This window comes from Pseudomonas sp. 1L-E-NC-VB-C3, from assembly GCF_057291535.1.
Window position 1 is genome coordinate 113394 of record NZ_JBXAWD010000017.1, and the last position, 14673, is coordinate 128066.

The window sequence follows — 14673 nt, forward strand, 5'->3', positions numbered from 1 at the left end:
GAACACGCCTGATGCGCAATATTTCGATCAATCAGCTCGATGATACGCCTCGCCCGGTCGTGGCCATCGGTACCGATTATTCCCACGGCCACCTACTCCCGTTTCATACGCATCGCCGTGGGCAATTGCTCTACGGCGCCACCGGCGTGATGCAGGTCAGCACTCAGAACGGTAATTGGGTGGTTCCGCCGCAACGCGCAGTGTGGATTCCGCCGGGCGTGGCCCATGAGGTATTGATGCTCGGGGTGAGCACGCGCAGCGTGTATATCGAGCCGGGAAACGTGGAATTGGGGCCGGACTGCCAAGTGCTCAACGTGTCGCCGCTGCTGCGGCATTTGTTGATGGACGCGGTGGACGTGCCATTGATGTACGACCAGGCCGGACGCGACGGTGTGCTGATCAACTTGCTGTTGCATGAACTGGCACGCAGCGCGCCCCTTGCCCTACACATTCCCATGCCAGCCGAAGGAAAGCTCCTCAGTCTGTGTCAGACCTTTCTGAACATGCCCAATGCCCATCAATCCCCGCAGGATTGGGCCGACCAGTTACACATAAGCTTGCGTACCTTTAACAGATTGTTTCGGCAGCAGACCGGGCTCAGCTTTCGTCAGTGGCGTCAGCAGGCGTGCGTCGTGCAGGCGTTGGCACGGTTGGCGGCGGGGGAAGCGGTGACGCGGATTGCCCTGGACTTCGGCTATGAGAGCCCGGCGGCGTTTTCGACGATGTTTCGGCGTGTGCTGGGACAGGCACCGTCCGTCTGGTTGGAGCCGACGAACTAGGCAAATTCGAAAAATGCGTTTGATCCCGGCCGAAAACAACTGTACAAAAACACAGTACATTTTCAATCAGCACTTTTGAGCCCGGAGCACACCATGGCCTCTCTTGCGATGAACCACGTCCTCGAACGCATTGCCCTTTTCCAGTTCACCCCGACCCACTGCGTCCAGGCCCGCGCCATGCTGGGCTGGAGTGTTGAACAACTGTCGCGCGAGGCCGAGGTGGCGGTGGCAGATATCCAGCGGTTCGAAGCGCAGCAGGACGTGGCGGACGCCGGAAGACTGGCACTGGCTTATCGGTTTGAAGCGCAGGGGTTGGTGTTCTTCCCGGGGTTTGCACCGGGGCGCAGTGTCAGGGCGCAGGGGATGTCGGGGGAATCGGTGGGGCGTGGGGATTTTGCGATGGCCGAATAAGGAGCGCTAAGGATGGATATCGAAAGAAGCACGGGCAACGTCTACGCAGATTTGCGACTGCAGGGTGCAGATGAAATGCTGATCAAATCGGGATATGCGACAAAAATGGCCGCGTTGATCAAGACTGCCAACCTGAACGAATCTGAAGCGGCGCAAATTACTGGCATCACCTTGGAAACACTAAGTCAGATACTTCGTGGAAAATTCAGGGATTTGTCAGTCGCTACGATGGAGGATTACCACCGGCGAATGAAGGAAATAGGAATCTGATTCATCCGGTTCGCGCCGAGGCGAACCGGATGAAATCGTCAGGCGTTCTGCACTAGCGCCTCGCCCTCCTCTTCAACCGCCATCCACCACGCATTCCCCCGTTGTGGATGCGCAAGGTTGAACGCCTCCCCCATCCGCGGTGTGGTAATCGCAATACTGCGTTCCCATGCAAGCGCAAGGATGCGGTCAAAAGGTTCGTGCCAGGCGTGCATGGCCAGGTCGAAGGTGCCGTTGTGGATCGGGAAGAGCCAGCGGCCCTTGAGGTCGATGTGGGCTTGCAGGGTTTCTTCCGGTTGCATGTGCACGTGGGGCCATTCGACGTTGTAGGCGCCGGTTTCCATCAGGGTCAGGTCGAACGGGCCGTATTGTTCGCCGATGCGTTTGAAGCCGTCGAAGTAACCGCTGTCGCCGCTGAAGAAGATTCGTGTGTCGGCATCGATCATGACCCATGACGCCCACAGCGTGCTGTTGCCGTCGAACAGGCCACGGCCGGAGAAGTGCTGCGATGGGGTGGCGATGAAGCGGATACCGGCGATTTCGGTGCCCTGCCACCAGTCGTACTGGCGCACCTTGCTGGTGTCGATGCCCCACTTGATCAGGGTGTCGCCCACGCCGAGTGGAGTCAGGAAGTACGTGGTTTTGGCGGCGAGTTTGAGTACCGCTTCGTAGTCGAGATGGTCGTAATGGTTGTGGGAGAGGATCACCGCTTCGATCGGTGGCAGCTCGTCAATGCTGATCGGTGGTTGGTGGAAGCGTTTCGGGCCAGCCCATTGCACCGGCGAGGCGCGCTCGGCGAAGACCGGGTCGGTGATCCAGAATTTGTCGCGCATCTTCAGCAACAGCGTCGAGTGCCCCAAGCGGTAAAGGCTGTGATTGGGGGCTGCGAGCAGATCTTCACGGGTCAGCGGCTGCACAGGAATGGCGGCGCTCGGACGGGTGTTGCGCGGTTTGTGGAAAATCATGCTCCACATGATCCGCAGCATTTTGCGTAGCCCTTCGCGCTGCACCGGCGCATGATTGCAAAACAGCCCTTGATCCTGGCGCGAGGCTTCAGGCGTGGGAGTGTTATCCGGGAGAGAGACTGGATTGGCCATGACTGAACGACTCCGAAAAACCGTGTGCTGCACGGTGTTCCACGGGAAATGAAAATGGCCAAGCTGCACGCAAAGGCCAAACGCTCTGGTTTGTAAGGTGCGCGGATTAACGCAACATTACACTGAGCGGTGTAGTTTCTAGGTTGCATCAAAGCCGGCGCCAAGTAAACTGCCGAGTGTAATTTCCCCCCTTCTCTGCCGAAGTCCGCTCATGACCGCTCCACAACGCCTCACCGACCGCAAACGCGAAGCCATCATCCAGGCAGCGATCGCCGAATTCCGTGCCCACGGTTTCGAAATCACCAGCATGGACAAGATCGCCGCTACGGCCAGCGTGTCGAAGCGTACGGTGTACAACCACTTCCCCAGCAAGGAAGAGCTGTTCGCCGAGATCCTCAATCAGTTGTGGGCGCGGATCATCGCCGAACCATCGGTGCGCTACGACCGCGAGCAACCGCTGCACGAGCAATTGCGCCAGATGCTGCGAGAAAAAGTGCAGATGATGGCTGACGAGAATTTTCTCACCCTCGCCCGGGTGGCGATTGCCGCAACCATTCATTCCCCTGAACGTGCGCAGAATATGATCGAGCGCATGGGCGAGCGCGAGGAAGGCCTGACCGTCTGGATACGCGCGGCGCAAGCCGACGGACGGCTCAAAGCGGTGGATCCGGAATTTGCCGCGCATCAAGTACAAGGTTTGCTCAAGGCATTCGCGTTCTGGCCGCAGATCTCGCTGGGTCGCGCGGCCCTTGATCCAGACGCGCAGAATGCAGTTGCCGAGTCGGCGCTGGAGATGTTCCTGGCACTGTATCAGCGGTGAATCACCGGCTCGTCGAGCCGTGTACAACTAATTTCGTAAAAAGTTATACAACCTCGCGAAAAATTCCTTTCTTGTACAACTTTATTAAGTTTTGTATAAGTAGCCATCTGCCAGTAACGGAACGTTGGCATTGAGCAGTCACCACCGAATGCCGCCTGTGCATTTCGGTTTGCCGGCGCAGGAATAGGGACTGAATCCTTTTGATTTTCCCCACTTCCCGAGTATCGCAAGCATGTTTTTCAATCGCCAGAAAGCCGCCCTCGCTGAACTGCAACACACCGTTTTTGACCAGGCCGCGATGCTCGAAGCGATCAACCGTTCGATGGCGGTGATCGAGTTCGATCTTGATGGCGTGGTGTTGCGTGCCAATGACAATTTCCTCAAGACCATGGGTTACACGGCTGCCCAGGCGATTGGCCAGCCGCACCGGCATTTCTGCACACCTGAGTTCGGTCGCAGTGCCCAATACACCGCGCTGTGGTCGCGCCTGAAAAACGGTCAGTTCCAGTCCGGCACCTTTGAACGGGTCGACAGCAAGGGCCAGCCGATCTGGCTGGAGGCCAGTTACAACCCGATCAAGGATGCGTCGGGACGGGTGATCAAAGTGGTCAAGTACGCGATGGATGTCACCGCCAAGGTGCAGCAGGAGAACGAGGCCAACGCCAAACTGCAGGCGATCGATCGCGCGATGGCGGTGATCGAGTTCGATCTCGACGGCAATATTCTTACCGCCAACCAGAATTTTCTCACGCGCATGGGTTACAGCCTCGCAGAGCTCAAGGGCCAGCATCACCGCCTGTTCTGCACGCCGGCGCTGGTCAACAGCGGCGCCTATCAGGATTTCTGGCGCCGCCTGAATCAGGGCGAGTTCTTCCACGGGCAGTTCGAGCGCGTGGATAAGCGCGGTCAGATCGTCTGGCTGGAGGCCAATTACAACCCGGTGTACGACGCTTCGGGGCGCTTGTACAAAGTCGTGAAGTTCGCGTCTGACGTCACCGCCCGTGTCGAGCAGCACGAGCAGGACGCGCGCAGTGCCAGCACCGCTTACCACATCTCGGTAGCAACGCGAAAAGTCGCCGAGCAAGGCACGCAAGTGATTCAGCAGGCTGCCAGCGAAATGCGCGAAATCGCCGAGGACATCAGCCAATCTTCGACGTTGATTGCACAACTGGGCGACCGTTCCGAGCAGATCACCGCCATCGTCAACACCATCCGCGCGATCGCCGATCAGACTAACCTGCTCGCCCTCAACGCGGCCATCGAGGCGGCACGCGCCGGTGAACAGGGTCGCGGGTTTGCCGTGGTCGCCGATGAAGTGCGGCAACTGGCAGCGCGCACCAGCGGCTCTACTGCCGAGATCTCGAACATGATCAGTCTGATCCAGAGTGAAACGCGGCAAGCGATCAAAAGCATGCAAGGCACCCGCGACCGCGCCGCAGAAGGTGTGGAACTGGCCAATCAGGCCGGCACGGTGATTCTGCAGATTCGCGACGGCGCCAGTGAGGCGGTGGATGCGGTGAGCATGTTTGCCAATGAGCGGGTGCCAAATTGAGGTTTGTGCAGGGTCGATAGAACGAGTCGCGACCTTCGTGGGCAGCCCGCGAAGGTCGACCGCCACAACGCAGAGCTATAGTGACGACACGTCCCAAGCCCCGCCGAGTGCCCCATGAATAACGAAAAACCCGAAGTATCCAACGCCCCGATCGATCACCTACGCTTCCACCGCCCCCACGCCCACCTGAATACGACCTTCGGCAACGACGCCTTCGCCCTCCGCGCCGAAGCCTTTGCGCGGTTCTTCGGCACGCCGCTGTTCCTTGGCGCGCAAACCTTGATCGTTGCGGTATGGATCGGCCTCAACGTATGGGGCGTGACTCAATTCGACGTTTACCCGTTCATCCTGCTGAACCTGGCCTTCAGCCTGCAGGCGGCCTACGCCGCGCCATTGATCCTGCTCGCACAAACCCGTCAGGCCGCGCGCGACAAAGCGCAGGCCGACGCCGATGCGCAGCACCGCGAAGCTCTGGCATTGGCCAATACCGAACGTCAGGCAGAGGCGGCGAAGAATTCCGCGCAATTGCTGGCATTGCTGGAACAAAACACCCGCCTTACCGAAATGACGAAAACCCTCACCGAGCGCATCGAAGGACTGACCAGCGAGTTGCACGCTCACGTGTGCCAGAACTAAGGTCGCCTTCGCGAGCAGGCTCGCTCCCACATTGGATCTGTGGCGTTCACGAAATCCCTGTGGGAGCGAGCCTGCTCGCGAAGAGGCCCGCAACCACACAGCAAAACTTCAACCGCGCACCAGACTCCGCACCGCAACAATCTCCGGCACTTCAACCTTGCTCATGTAAACCCGTAAGGGTTCGGTGATGTTGATGCGGTCGTCGATGTGTTGATCGAGCAGCAACTGAATCAACTCGCGCTTGAGCGTCATGGTGGTTTCCGACGCCCTCGCCCAGACGAATTCACTGGCCGGGATGATGCCGTCGTCGGCCACGTCCATGCCGAACGAATCTTCGCTGAAGCGCACGATGTATTGGCCGGTCTTGCGATTGAGGCCGACGAAGCCTTTGAGATCGTCGGCGGCCTGGCAGATGAGTTGGGAGGTGATGCGCATGGTAAACCTCACGAAAGATGATGATGGTTTACACGCAGGGCAATGTAGCGGCGCGCCCTCTGCCGGGGCATATGCCGTGGGCAAGCGTACTGCAAACAGCGCCACAAAAGTGCAGGAAATTTCCGTTTTGCTCGCTTTATGTCGGTCTGGCGATAGCCCTGCGGCGCGTCAATTGTTAAAAGGTACGTCTCGAAAAAAACCTGCGAAAGGAACTCGACCATGCCTGCCACTTTTACCCGAAGCGCTCTGGTGCTGAGTCTGTTGTTCGGCCTCGGTCAGGCGCATGCCGCCAGCCACCCCGAGCCCAAGGCAATCGCTGCCGCCCATGGCATTCCGCATCCGGCGGTGATTGCCCACCGTGGCGCGTCGTTCGATGCCCCGGAATCCACCGCTGCGGCCTACAAACTGGCCCGTGACCTCGGCGCCGATTACCTGGAAATGGATTTGCAGCGCAGCAAGGACGGCGTGCTCTTCGCCCTGCACGACGACAACCTGCAACGCACCACCGACGTCGCCAGCAAATTCCCCGAGCGCAAGGACAGCCCGGCCACCGCGTTCACCATGGCCGAACTGAAAACCCTCGATGCCGGCAGCTGGTTCAACACCAAATACCCTGACCGCGCACGCCCGTCCTACGCCGGGCTGAAAATTCTTACCCTCGATGAAATCATCGACATCGCCCGCGCCAACCCGCAGCACAAGCCGGGCCTGTACATCGAAACCAAAGAGCCGCAGCTGTTTTCCGGCATAGAACATGACCTGAAGGAAAAACTGCAGGATCGCGGCTGGCTGAGCCCGGCCGGTTCGAAACTGGCGAAAAGTGCGCTGGGCGTCGGTCAGGGCAAAGGCAAGGTGATCCTGCAGACCTTCGATAAGAACAGCCTGCAATTGCTGGAAAAGGAAATGCCGCAAGTGCCGAAGATCCTGCTGTTGTGGGTCGGCGAAGGCAGCATCGAGCCGAAATCCGCCGTGACGTTTGCCGCGTCCGGCGAGAAAGACAAAAACGTTTTCTACGGCAAGCAGGAGCCAAAATCCGAAGCGGAATTCAAGCAATGGGTCGATTACGCCAAGGCCCAGGGCGCGATCGGCACCGGCCCTTCGGCGAAGCTGACTCATGGTGGTGATCAGAGCTATTCCGACCTGGTGCAACCGTGGATGAATCAGTACACCCACGATCAGGGCATGCTGGTGCACGTTTATACGGTCGACGAGCCGGTGGACTACGAAAAAGTCATGGCAGCGGGTGTTGACGGCATCTTTACCAACCGCGCCAGTGAACTGTTGAAGTTTTATAAGCGTCCGGCGGCTGGCAGCATTGACGATGTTTTGAAGAAGAACGGTTTCTGACTTGTTATCGAGTCGCCTGCTTCACGATCAGGCTCGCTCCCGCAAAGAGCAGTTTTATCGCGGAGCAGAGATTTAAGGGTGAATTAAGTTGCGCTGGTTAATCTGAACCCACTTACACAGATCAACCACTTCAACGCACTGCCAAGGAATGAACCGATGAAAACTTTGACTGCCCTGTTTACCGCCTCTGCCCTGACCCTCACCGCTGGCCTGGCTCAGGCTGATGTTCGCATCGACCAGATCCCGCAACTGGTCAAGGACGGCAAGATCAAGTCGCTGGAATCGATGAACGCCGAAGCACTGAAACTGCACCCGGGCGCAACGATTACCGACACCGACCTGGATAACCACTTCAATGGTTATGAGTATGAAGTTGAACTTAAAACTGCTGACGGCAAAGAGTTCGACGTGGACTTTGATGCCACCACCGGTAAAGTGCTGAGCGACAAGCAAGACACTTGATAGACCGCTGTTGAAGAGCCGCACGATTTAACGATCGTGCGGCTTTTTCATGCCTGCCGTAAATCATGTGGGAGCGAGCCTGCTCGCGAAAGCGGAGTGTCAGCGACATCAATGTTGACTGTTCCACCGTTATCGCGAGCAGGCGAGGACCTACGATAGTTGCCGGACGCTTGAACTCGCAATCAAGCACTCAACCGCGCCGTCACCTCATTCAACTGCCCCGACAACCCATGCAAATTCTGACTGGCACTTTCGGTGCGCTGCACGTTGTCCAGGTTGGTGCTGGCAATCGCGGTGATTTCAGTCAGGTTGCGCGAGATATCCTCGGCCACTGAAGTCTGCTCTTCTGCCGCTGTGGCGATCTGACGGTTCATGTCGCGAATCGCCTCCACCGCCAAGGTGATGCGCTCCAGCATCGCGCCGGCCTGGGTGACTTGCTCGACACTTTCATCACTGCGCGCCTGGCCGCTCTCGATAGCCTGCGCGGCATCGACAGCGCCGGTCTGCACGTTCTGAATGATCTGGTTGATCTCGATGATCGACTCCGCCGTGCGCTGAGCGAGGTTGCGCACCTCATCGGCGACGACGGCAAAACCACGCCCGGCCTCACCCGCCCGCGCCGCTTCGATGGCTGCGTTGAGCGCCAGCAGATTGGTCTGTTCGGCGATGCCACGAATCACTTCCAGCACCTTGCCGATACGACCGCTGTCGGTTTCCAGGCGACGGATCACCGTGGCGATGTTGGCGATTTCGCCGCGCATCTGCGTGATCGAGTGAATGGTGGTTTGCATGACCTTTTCACCCTGCTGCGCCGACTGATCGGCATCGTCGGCAGCACGTGCGGCATCGGCGGCGTGACGGGCGACTTCCTGGGCCGTGGCGGACATTTCGTTCATCGCCGTGGCCACTTGATCAGTGCGGTTGAATTGCTCGCTGGTGCCGCCGGCCATGGTCGTGGCAATGGCGTTCAACTCGCCGCTGGCGCTGTCCAGATCACCGGCGCTGCGTTGCAAGCGAGTGAAGGTGTCCGCCAGAAAATCGCGCAGAGTGTTCGCTGCGGCAGCGAGGTTGCCCAGTTCATCGCGACGCTCGCTGACAACACGTTCAGCCAACTGGCCACGGCTCAAGCGGGTGACGTAATCGATGAGGTTGCGGATCGGCTCGATCAGGTTGCGGCTGACCAGCCACAGGCTCAGCAGACCGATCAACAAGCCTGACGCGAGCATCACCAACAGCCCCAGCCACACGGTGCGCTCAGCGCTGGCACTGATCAATGCCGACTGCGCGGTGCCCTGCTCGCGCAGTTCGGCAACCAATGCACTCATCTGCTCGCTGGTGGCGCGGTCGACGCCTTTGACAGCTGCGTCGCCGGCGCTCGGATCACCACCGGCAGCCACGTAGGCATCGCGGCCTTTCTGGTAGGCAGTACCCAACTGGCGATGCTCGTCGCGCAAGCGTTCGATACGTGATTTGAGATTGGCCTCGATGCCTTTTTGGCTGGCGAGTTCGCCGAGAATGTTCTGCACGTCGCGCTGACGCTCTTCGAACTGGCTCCAGTATTTCGCCAGATCCGCTGGTTGCTTGCCGCGCAGCAGAACGTTTTTCCACTCTTGCACCTGCACCTTGAATTGCAGGTTGGCTTCATCGATCAGTTGCGAAGTGTGCAGCGGGCCGGCGATCAACTGGCTGTAGCTTTGCACGCCGTTGGAGAGGAAATGAAAGCAGGCCAGCGCGATCAACAGCATCGCCAACAGACTGCCGCTCAACAGGGCGAGAATTTGCGCCCTCAGGGATTTTTGCAGCATTGCAAGGTACTCGAAGCAGGGATGAGGCACGCCCGAACGGACGTGAAAAATGGCCGGACTTCCCTGTCGACGTACCATGACCAAGGCCAATGGCGCGCAACCTAACTCACCTGTGATCGGCATGCCAGAGCCTTCCTTGAGAAACTTCCGACAGCCGGTAACGCTTTGATTTGCAGTCACTTTGCTGTCACAAAACGGTCATGTGAGCTTGCGATGATGCCGCTCCGGTGAACCTGAAAATCCTGCCCCAGACACCCTCCTCGCAGCGAGCCGCCATGAACCAAAGCCTCGATATCAGCCATCGCGACCCGGACCTGTTTGGCTTGCTCTACGGCTTTCGTTTTCTGCCCGGGGAGCGCGGTCGCGAGATCGATTCGGCGACGGCGTTGCGCTGTTTGCAGGATGACGGTGAGAGCGATGAATTTCTCTGGCTGCACCTGAACCTGGCCCACGCCGCGTGCGAGCGCTGGATGAAAAGTCATCTGCAATTGCCCGAGGAATTTTTCGAGGCGTTGCACGAAGGTTCGCGTTCGACGCGCATCGAGCATGTCGATTCGGCGCTGCTGGCGGTGGTCAACGATGTGGTGTTCAACCTCAGCAACATGGTCTCCTCCGACGTGTCGACGCTGTGGGTCTGCGTGCGCAGCAAACTGATCGTCAGCGCGCGCCTGCAACCGCTGCATTCGGTAGATAAATTGCGCTCGTCGGTAAAGGCCGGCGAGTGCTTTCGCTCGCCCTCGGAATTGCTCGTGCATCTGCTGCGCGATCAAGGTGAGGTGCTGACGCAGATCGTGCGCAAGACCAGCCTGAGTGTCGATCAGGTCGAAGACGAATTGCTGTCTTCACGCCTGTCGACCAACCGCGCCGAACTTGGCGCCAACCGTCGCGTGCTGGTGCGACTGCAACGGCTGCTGGCGTTGGAGCCGGGGTCGTTGCTGCGCTTGCTCAATCGTCCGCCGCCGTGGTTGCAGAAGGAGGACGTCAAGGAGTTGCGCAAATCCACCGAGGAGTTTGCGCTGATCATCAACGACCTCACCGCCCTCGGCGAGCGGATCAAACTGTTGCAGGAAGAGATCGCCGCCAACCTCAACGAACAGAGCAACCGCACGCTGTTCACCCTGACGGTGGTGACAGTGCTGGCCTTGCCGATCAACATCATTGCCGGTTTTTTTGGGATGAATGTCGGCGGTGTGCCGCTGTCCCAGGACCCGCACGGATTTTGGGTGCTGGTCGCGTTGGTGGCGACGTTCACGGTGATTGCCGGGCGTTGGGCGTTTCGCAAGCGCGGGGATTATTGAGCGCAAATCCCACACACAACACAGCCCTCCCTGTGGGAGCGAGCCTGCCCGCGAAGTCGGTGTGTCAGATAAATCAATGTTGAATGACATGGCGCTTTCGCGAGCAGGCTCGCTCCCACAGTTCTGGCCAAGGTGAGAAGTCAGAGCGTTGAACGAACGACATCGCCGAGCCAATCCATAAACACCCGCACCCGCAGCGGCAAATGCCGTTGCCGTGCGTACAGCAAGGAAATCGCCATCGGCGGTGCGGTGTGTTGCGGCAGTACGGTCACCAGTTCGCCATTTTCCAGATGCGGCTGCATGCCGGTACGTGGCACCTGGGTCAGCCCGAAGCCGCCCAGGCACGCCGCTTCATAGGCATCGGTGCTGTTGACCGTGACACTGCCGGCCATCGCCACGCGCCGCACTTCGCCACCCTCCTCATAGACAAACCCTTCCGAACGCGAGCCCAGTACGCCGACGTAATGCACCAGCCGATGCTGCGCCAGATCCTCGATGGTCTGCGGCACGCCGTAGCGTTGCAGATAAGCGGGACTGGCGCAGTTGACCATCGGGAAGTCGCCGAGATGCCGGGCGACCACTGACTGATCCGGCTGCGCGCCGATGCGTAACACGCAGTCAAAACCCTCGCTCAGCAGATCGACACGGCGATCGGTGCTGCTGATTTCCATCTGCAGATTCGGGTGGCGATCCATGAATTCCGGCAAGCGCGGCAGGATCAGCCTTCGCGCGAGAATGTTCGGCATGTCGACACGAATACGCCCGGTCAGCGACGCCTCGTCCTGACGAAACAGCCCCTCGATTTCATCCATGTGCGAGAGCAGATCCTTGCTGCGCTGATACAACACCATGCCGTCCTGGGTGGCCTGTACCTTGCGCGTGGTGCGCTGCAACAGCCGCGTGCCGAGCAAGGCTTCGAGCGCCTGCACCTGTTCGGAGACCGTGGAGCGCTGCAGGCCGAGGCTTTCACCGGCGAGAGTGAAACTCGACAGTTCGCTGACCCGGACGAAGGTGCGCAGCAGTTCCAGTTTGTTCATGACAAACCCCGGTGATTGTTCGGCTGAGCCGATCAGTGATTCCGCTTTTGCCGTGTTTATCACCTCAGGGCGGATAAATAAACTTCTTCCATCCACACTCAACGCAATCGAGGAAGTCCGCATGAATCGCAAAATCGCACTGATCACCGGCGCCAGCCGTGGCCTGGGCCGCAGCGCCGCCCTGCACCTCGCCGCGCAAGGCATCGACATCATTGGCACCTACAACAGCCGCGCCGACGAGGCCCAGGCGCTGGTCACTGAATTGCAGGCGCTCGGCGCGAAAGCGGCGATGCTGCAACTGGACGTCGGCCACAGCGAAAACTTCGCTGCGTTTGCCGAGCAGGTTGAACAAGCACTGGAACAGACTTTTCAGCGCCAGCGCTTTGATTTCCTGATCAACAATGCCGGGGTCGGCGTGCATGCGCTGTTCAGCGAAACCACCCCGGAGCAGTTCGATCTGCTGATGAACGTGCAGTTGAAAGGACCGTTCTTCCTGACTCAGCAACTGCTACCGCTGATCAACGACGGTGGGCGCATCGTCAATATCTCCAGCGGCCTGACCCGCTTCAGCCTGCCGGGGTACGGCGCCTATGCGGCGATGAAAGGTGCGATGGAAGTGCTGACGCGATATCAGGCGAAAGAGCTTGGGGCGCGGCAGATTGGCGTGAATATCCTGGCGCCGGGTGCGATTGAAACCGACTTCGGCGGTGGCACGGTGCGCGATAACAGCGCGGTCAACGCGATGGTTGCCAGCAACACTGCGCTGGGTCGGGTCGGGCTGCCGGATGATATTGGCGGTGCACTGGCACTGTTGCTGTCAGAGGGTGGACAGTGGATCAACGGTCAGCGGGTCGAGGCGTCTGGCGGCATGTTTCTCTGACTTTGTGCCCGATGACTCACCTTTGTGGTGAGGGAATTTATCCCCTCACCACAGGTTTACCTCAGCTTTCACATGTGCGGCGGGCCATGAAGCGCTCGCGCAGTACGTCATAACCCCAGTGATAGACATAGGTGTACGGCAGGAAGAACAGCAACACGCCAATGTCGAGCAACAACGCCTGCCACAGGCTTACCGACAGCCACCAGGCTATCAGCGGCACGCCCATCACGATCAGTCCACCTTCGAACAGCAACGCATGCACCACCCGCACCCAGGCGTTGTGCGCCAGACTCATCCGCGCCAGAGCACGGTCGAAAAAACGGTTGAACACCACATTCCACGCCAGCGCCAATATCGCAATCAGCACGGTGACCGCGCCCATGTCGAGCAGCGGTTTTTGCATGATCCAGGCGAGCAACGGTGTGCAGATCAGAATCGCGAGAAATTCGAAACCAACCGCCTGCAAAACCCGTTCGGTAATGGACTTGTGGACAGTCATGGCCTGACTCCTTGATTGACGATGGTTGCCATGATCCAACTGAATACCGATACTTCAAAACCAATAACCATCGATCAAGGCGATAGTTCATGGCTTCGCAGGAAGTGCTGTTGGCATTCGTCCAGGCAGCGACGCAAGGCTCGTTCTCAGCGGCGGCGCGCAAGTTGGGGCGCAGTCAGTCGACCATCAGCGCGGCAGTGGCAAGCCTGGAGATCGATCTGGATCTGCAGCTGTTCGACCGCAGCAGCCGCAAGCCCACGCTCACCCCCGCCGGCCACGTCATGCTGCAGAAAGCCGAGGCGATTCTGGCCGCCACCAGTCGCCTAGAGATGAGCGCACGGCAATTGGCGCAGGGCGTCGAGCCGAAGCTGACCGTGGCGATTTCCGACACTTATCAGTCGTATCGTTTCGAGGCGGCACTGGTGGGTTTCGAGCAGCGTTATCCGGAGCTTGAGCTGGAATGCCTGATTGCCGAATGCGAAGACCTGATCGAACTGGTCCAGCGTGGCCGGGCGCATCTGGCCTTCGCGGAAATGCAGGACAGCTACCCGCCGGACCTTGTGACCTCGACGGTGGCCGAGCGCACGGAGATTGCCTTGTTCGTCAGCCGTGAGCATGCGTTGGCGAAGCTTGAGCATGTCGATCAGCAGATTCTCGAGCAACATCGCGAGCTGCGCCTGGCAACCATCGTCAATCCGTATGACAGCCGTGGCAAAGGCCGGGTGTGGTCGGCGCCGAGTTATCTGATGCTGCTGGAAATGGCTGAAAAGGGTTTTGGCTGGGCACCGTTGCCACGGTGGCTGGTGCAGCGTTATGCCAATGATTTGCTGATAGAGCTCGACGTGCGCGGCTGGCCGAAACCGGTGTTTGTCGACGCCTTGTGGTCGCGCTTGTATCCGCCGGGGCCGGCGGGGAGCTGGTTGCTCAGCAAGATGCTCGAATAAGATCAAAAGCCCCTCACCCCAGCCCTCTCCCGGAGGGAGAGGGGGCCGACCGAAGTGTCTGGCGTTATGCATCGACCTGAAAAATCTTATCGATTATGGATTCAAGACAATTCGTTCAAGTCGGTGAATCCCTCCAATATCCCCCCAATCAGTCCCCCCTCCCTTTGGGAGAGGGGGCCGACCGAAGTGTCTGGCGTTATGCATCGACCTGAAAAACCTTATCGATTATGGATTCAAGACAATTCGTTCAAGTCGGTGAATTCCTCCAATATCCCCCCAATCAGTCCCCTCTCCCTTTGGGAGAGGGGACCGACCGAAGTGTCTGGCGTTATGCATCGACCTGAAAAACCTTATCGATTATGGATTCAAGACAATTCGTTCAAGTCGGTGAATCCCTCCAATAT

Annotated in this window: 16 protein-coding genes and 1 pseudogene; 11 read left to right on the forward strand and 6 right to left on the reverse strand. The window is 59.0% G+C overall.

Going from position 1 to position 14673, the window contains the following annotated elements:
- Positions 1 to 11: 11 nt before the first annotated feature.
- The 3 genes from AC0Z5Z_RS23630 to AC0Z5Z_RS23640 all read left to right on the forward strand — a co-directional run bounded on the left by AC0Z5Z_RS23630 (position 12) and on the right by AC0Z5Z_RS23640 (position 1460).
- The gene (locus AC0Z5Z_RS23630; protein ID WP_485611715.1) at positions 12 to 779 is read left to right on the forward strand and encodes an AraC family transcriptional regulator; all 768 of its coding nucleotides are present in this window, start codon (positions 12 to 14) and stop codon (positions 777 to 779) included.
- 93 nt (positions 780 to 872) lie between these two features.
- Complete coding sequence (locus tag AC0Z5Z_RS23635; RefSeq protein WP_485611716.1) at positions 873 to 1190, forward strand: helix-turn-helix domain-containing protein; 318 nt, start codon at positions 873 to 875, stop codon at positions 1188 to 1190.
- A gap of 12 nt (positions 1191 to 1202) precedes the next feature.
- Positions 1203 to 1460 carry a helix-turn-helix domain-containing protein gene (locus AC0Z5Z_RS23640; RefSeq protein ID WP_485611717.1) on the forward strand — a complete coding sequence of 86 codons (258 nt, stop codon included), beginning with the start codon at positions 1203 to 1205 and terminating at the stop codon, positions 1458 to 1460.
- Between the two features lie 38 nt (positions 1461 to 1498).
- Here the strand turns inward: AC0Z5Z_RS23640 and AC0Z5Z_RS23645 are convergent, their stop codons facing one another.
- Complete coding sequence (locus AC0Z5Z_RS23645; RefSeq protein ID WP_485611718.1) at positions 1499 to 2554, reverse strand: MBL fold metallo-hydrolase; 1056 nt, start codon at positions 2552 to 2554, stop codon at positions 1499 to 1501.
- A gap of 211 nt (positions 2555 to 2765) precedes the next feature.
- On the opposite strand from AC0Z5Z_RS23645, the gene AC0Z5Z_RS23650 reads away from it, so the two are divergent.
- The 3 genes from AC0Z5Z_RS23650 to AC0Z5Z_RS23660 all read left to right on the forward strand — a co-directional run bounded on the left by AC0Z5Z_RS23650 (position 2766) and on the right by AC0Z5Z_RS23660 (position 5562).
- The gene (locus tag AC0Z5Z_RS23650; RefSeq protein ID WP_485611719.1) at positions 2766 to 3374 is read left to right on the forward strand and encodes a TetR/AcrR family transcriptional regulator; all 609 of its coding nucleotides are present in this window, start codon (positions 2766 to 2768) and stop codon (positions 3372 to 3374) included.
- Between the two features lie 232 nt (positions 3375 to 3606).
- Complete coding sequence (locus AC0Z5Z_RS23655; RefSeq protein ID WP_485611720.1) at positions 3607 to 4926, forward strand: methyl-accepting chemotaxis protein; 1320 nt, start codon at positions 3607 to 3609, stop codon at positions 4924 to 4926.
- A 114-nt stretch (positions 4927 to 5040) separates the two neighbouring features.
- Positions 5041 to 5562, forward strand: coding sequence for a DUF1003 domain-containing protein (locus AC0Z5Z_RS23660; RefSeq protein WP_041479221.1), 522 nt, complete (start codon positions 5041 to 5043; stop codon positions 5560 to 5562).
- 108 nt (positions 5563 to 5670) lie between these two features.
- Here the strand turns inward: AC0Z5Z_RS23660 and AC0Z5Z_RS23665 are convergent, their stop codons facing one another.
- On the reverse strand, positions 5671 to 5997 hold the full coding sequence (locus tag AC0Z5Z_RS23665; protein WP_056788026.1) for a DUF2025 family protein: 327 nt from the start codon (positions 5995 to 5997) through the stop codon (positions 5671 to 5673).
- A gap of 219 nt (positions 5998 to 6216) precedes the next feature.
- Here AC0Z5Z_RS23665 and AC0Z5Z_RS23670 point away from each other — a divergent pair, with 219 nt between their 5' ends.
- Together AC0Z5Z_RS23670 and AC0Z5Z_RS23675 are read left to right on the forward strand one after the other, a co-directional pair.
- The gene (locus AC0Z5Z_RS23670; RefSeq protein ID WP_485611721.1) at positions 6217 to 7344 is read left to right on the forward strand and encodes a glycerophosphodiester phosphodiesterase; all 1128 of its coding nucleotides are present in this window, start codon (positions 6217 to 6219) and stop codon (positions 7342 to 7344) included.
- A 156-nt stretch (positions 7345 to 7500) separates the two neighbouring features.
- Positions 7501 to 7806, forward strand: a complete 306-nt coding sequence (locus tag AC0Z5Z_RS23675; RefSeq protein WP_095181509.1) for a PepSY domain-containing protein — start codon at positions 7501 to 7503, stop codon at positions 7804 to 7806.
- Positions 7807 to 7988: 182 nt separating this feature from the next.
- On the opposite strand, the gene AC0Z5Z_RS23680 is transcribed toward AC0Z5Z_RS23675, so the two are convergent.
- Both AC0Z5Z_RS23680 and AC0Z5Z_RS23685 read right to left on the reverse strand, forming a co-directional pair.
- Positions 7989 to 8756 (reverse strand): methyl-accepting chemotaxis protein, encoded by a 768-nt coding sequence (locus tag AC0Z5Z_RS23680; protein WP_485611725.1) that lies wholly within the window; start codon positions 8754 to 8756, stop codon positions 7989 to 7991.
- A gap of 117 nt (positions 8757 to 8873) precedes the next feature.
- A pseudogene (locus AC0Z5Z_RS23685) lies at positions 8874 to 9734 on the reverse strand (methyl-accepting chemotaxis protein); the annotation flags it as partial.
- Between the two features lie 152 nt (positions 9735 to 9886).
- Between AC0Z5Z_RS23685 and AC0Z5Z_RS23690 the strand changes: the two are divergent.
- A complete protein-coding gene (locus AC0Z5Z_RS23690) occupies positions 9887 to 10909 on the forward strand; it encodes a transporter (RefSeq protein WP_485611722.1) in 1023 nt (340 codons plus the stop codon).
- A 140-nt stretch (positions 10910 to 11049) separates the two neighbouring features.
- On the opposite strand, the gene AC0Z5Z_RS23695 is transcribed toward AC0Z5Z_RS23690, so the two are convergent.
- Positions 11050 to 11946, reverse strand: a complete 897-nt coding sequence (locus AC0Z5Z_RS23695; protein ID WP_485611723.1) for a LysR family transcriptional regulator — start codon at positions 11944 to 11946, stop codon at positions 11050 to 11052.
- A gap of 121 nt (positions 11947 to 12067) precedes the next feature.
- On the opposite strand from AC0Z5Z_RS23695, the gene AC0Z5Z_RS23700 reads away from it, so the two are divergent.
- Positions 12068 to 12826 (forward strand): SDR family NAD(P)-dependent oxidoreductase, encoded by a 759-nt coding sequence (locus AC0Z5Z_RS23700; RefSeq protein WP_460064882.1) that lies wholly within the window; start codon positions 12068 to 12070, stop codon positions 12824 to 12826.
- Positions 12827 to 12887: 61 nt separating this feature from the next.
- Here AC0Z5Z_RS23700 and AC0Z5Z_RS23705 read toward each other — a convergent pair whose 3' ends face one another.
- Positions 12888 to 13325 (reverse strand): multidrug/biocide efflux PACE transporter, encoded by a 438-nt coding sequence (locus tag AC0Z5Z_RS23705; protein WP_485611724.1) that lies wholly within the window; start codon positions 13323 to 13325, stop codon positions 12888 to 12890.
- 89 nt (positions 13326 to 13414) lie between these two features.
- Here AC0Z5Z_RS23705 and AC0Z5Z_RS23710 point away from each other — a divergent pair, with 89 nt between their 5' ends.
- The gene (locus AC0Z5Z_RS23710) at positions 13415 to 14269 is read left to right on the forward strand and encodes a LysR family transcriptional regulator (RefSeq protein ID WP_056788010.1); all 855 of its coding nucleotides are present in this window, start codon (positions 13415 to 13417) and stop codon (positions 14267 to 14269) included.
- Positions 14270 to 14673 lie beyond the last annotated feature (404 nt).

Bases quoted from the DNA above. Each gene is read 5' to 3' on its own strand.
- AC0Z5Z_RS23630 (WP_485611715.1), top strand. From the start codon at position 12: ATGCGCAATATTTCGATCAATCAGCTCGATGATACGCCTCGCCCGGTC.
- AC0Z5Z_RS23635 (WP_485611716.1), top strand. From the start codon at position 873: ATGGCCTCTCTTGCGATGAACCACGTCCTCGAACGCATTGCCCTTTTC.
- AC0Z5Z_RS23640 (WP_485611717.1), top strand. From the start codon at position 1,203: ATGGATATCGAAAGAAGCACGGGCAACGTCTACGCAGATTTGCGACTG.
- AC0Z5Z_RS23645 (WP_485611718.1), bottom strand. From the start codon at position 2,554: ATGGCCAATCCAGTCTCTCTCCCGGATAACACTCCCACGCCTGAAGCC.
- AC0Z5Z_RS23650 (WP_485611719.1), top strand. From the start codon at position 2,766: ATGACCGCTCCACAACGCCTCACCGACCGCAAACGCGAAGCCATCATC.
- AC0Z5Z_RS23655 (WP_485611720.1), top strand. From the start codon at position 3,607: ATGTTTTTCAATCGCCAGAAAGCCGCCCTCGCTGAACTGCAACACACC.
- AC0Z5Z_RS23660 (WP_041479221.1), top strand. From the start codon at position 5,041: ATGAATAACGAAAAACCCGAAGTATCCAACGCCCCGATCGATCACCTA.
- AC0Z5Z_RS23665 (WP_056788026.1), bottom strand. From the start codon at position 5,997: ATGCGCATCACCTCCCAACTCATCTGCCAGGCCGCCGACGATCTCAAA.
- AC0Z5Z_RS23670 (WP_485611721.1), top strand. From the start codon at position 6,217: ATGCCTGCCACTTTTACCCGAAGCGCTCTGGTGCTGAGTCTGTTGTTC.
- AC0Z5Z_RS23675 (WP_095181509.1), top strand. From the start codon at position 7,501: ATGAAAACTTTGACTGCCCTGTTTACCGCCTCTGCCCTGACCCTCACC.
- AC0Z5Z_RS23680 (WP_485611725.1), bottom strand. From the start codon at position 8,756: ATGGCCGGCGGCACCAGCGAGCAATTCAACCGCACTGATCAAGTGGCC.
- AC0Z5Z_RS23690 (WP_485611722.1), top strand. From the start codon at position 9,887: ATGAACCAAAGCCTCGATATCAGCCATCGCGACCCGGACCTGTTTGGC.
- AC0Z5Z_RS23695 (WP_485611723.1), bottom strand. From the start codon at position 11,946: ATGAACAAACTGGAACTGCTGCGCACCTTCGTCCGGGTCAGCGAACTG.
- AC0Z5Z_RS23700 (WP_460064882.1), top strand. From the start codon at position 12,068: ATGAATCGCAAAATCGCACTGATCACCGGCGCCAGCCGTGGCCTGGGC.
- AC0Z5Z_RS23705 (WP_485611724.1), bottom strand. From the start codon at position 13,325: ATGACTGTCCACAAGTCCATTACCGAACGGGTTTTGCAGGCGGTTGGT.
- AC0Z5Z_RS23710 (WP_056788010.1), top strand. From the start codon at position 13,415: ATGGCTTCGCAGGAAGTGCTGTTGGCATTCGTCCAGGCAGCGACGCAA.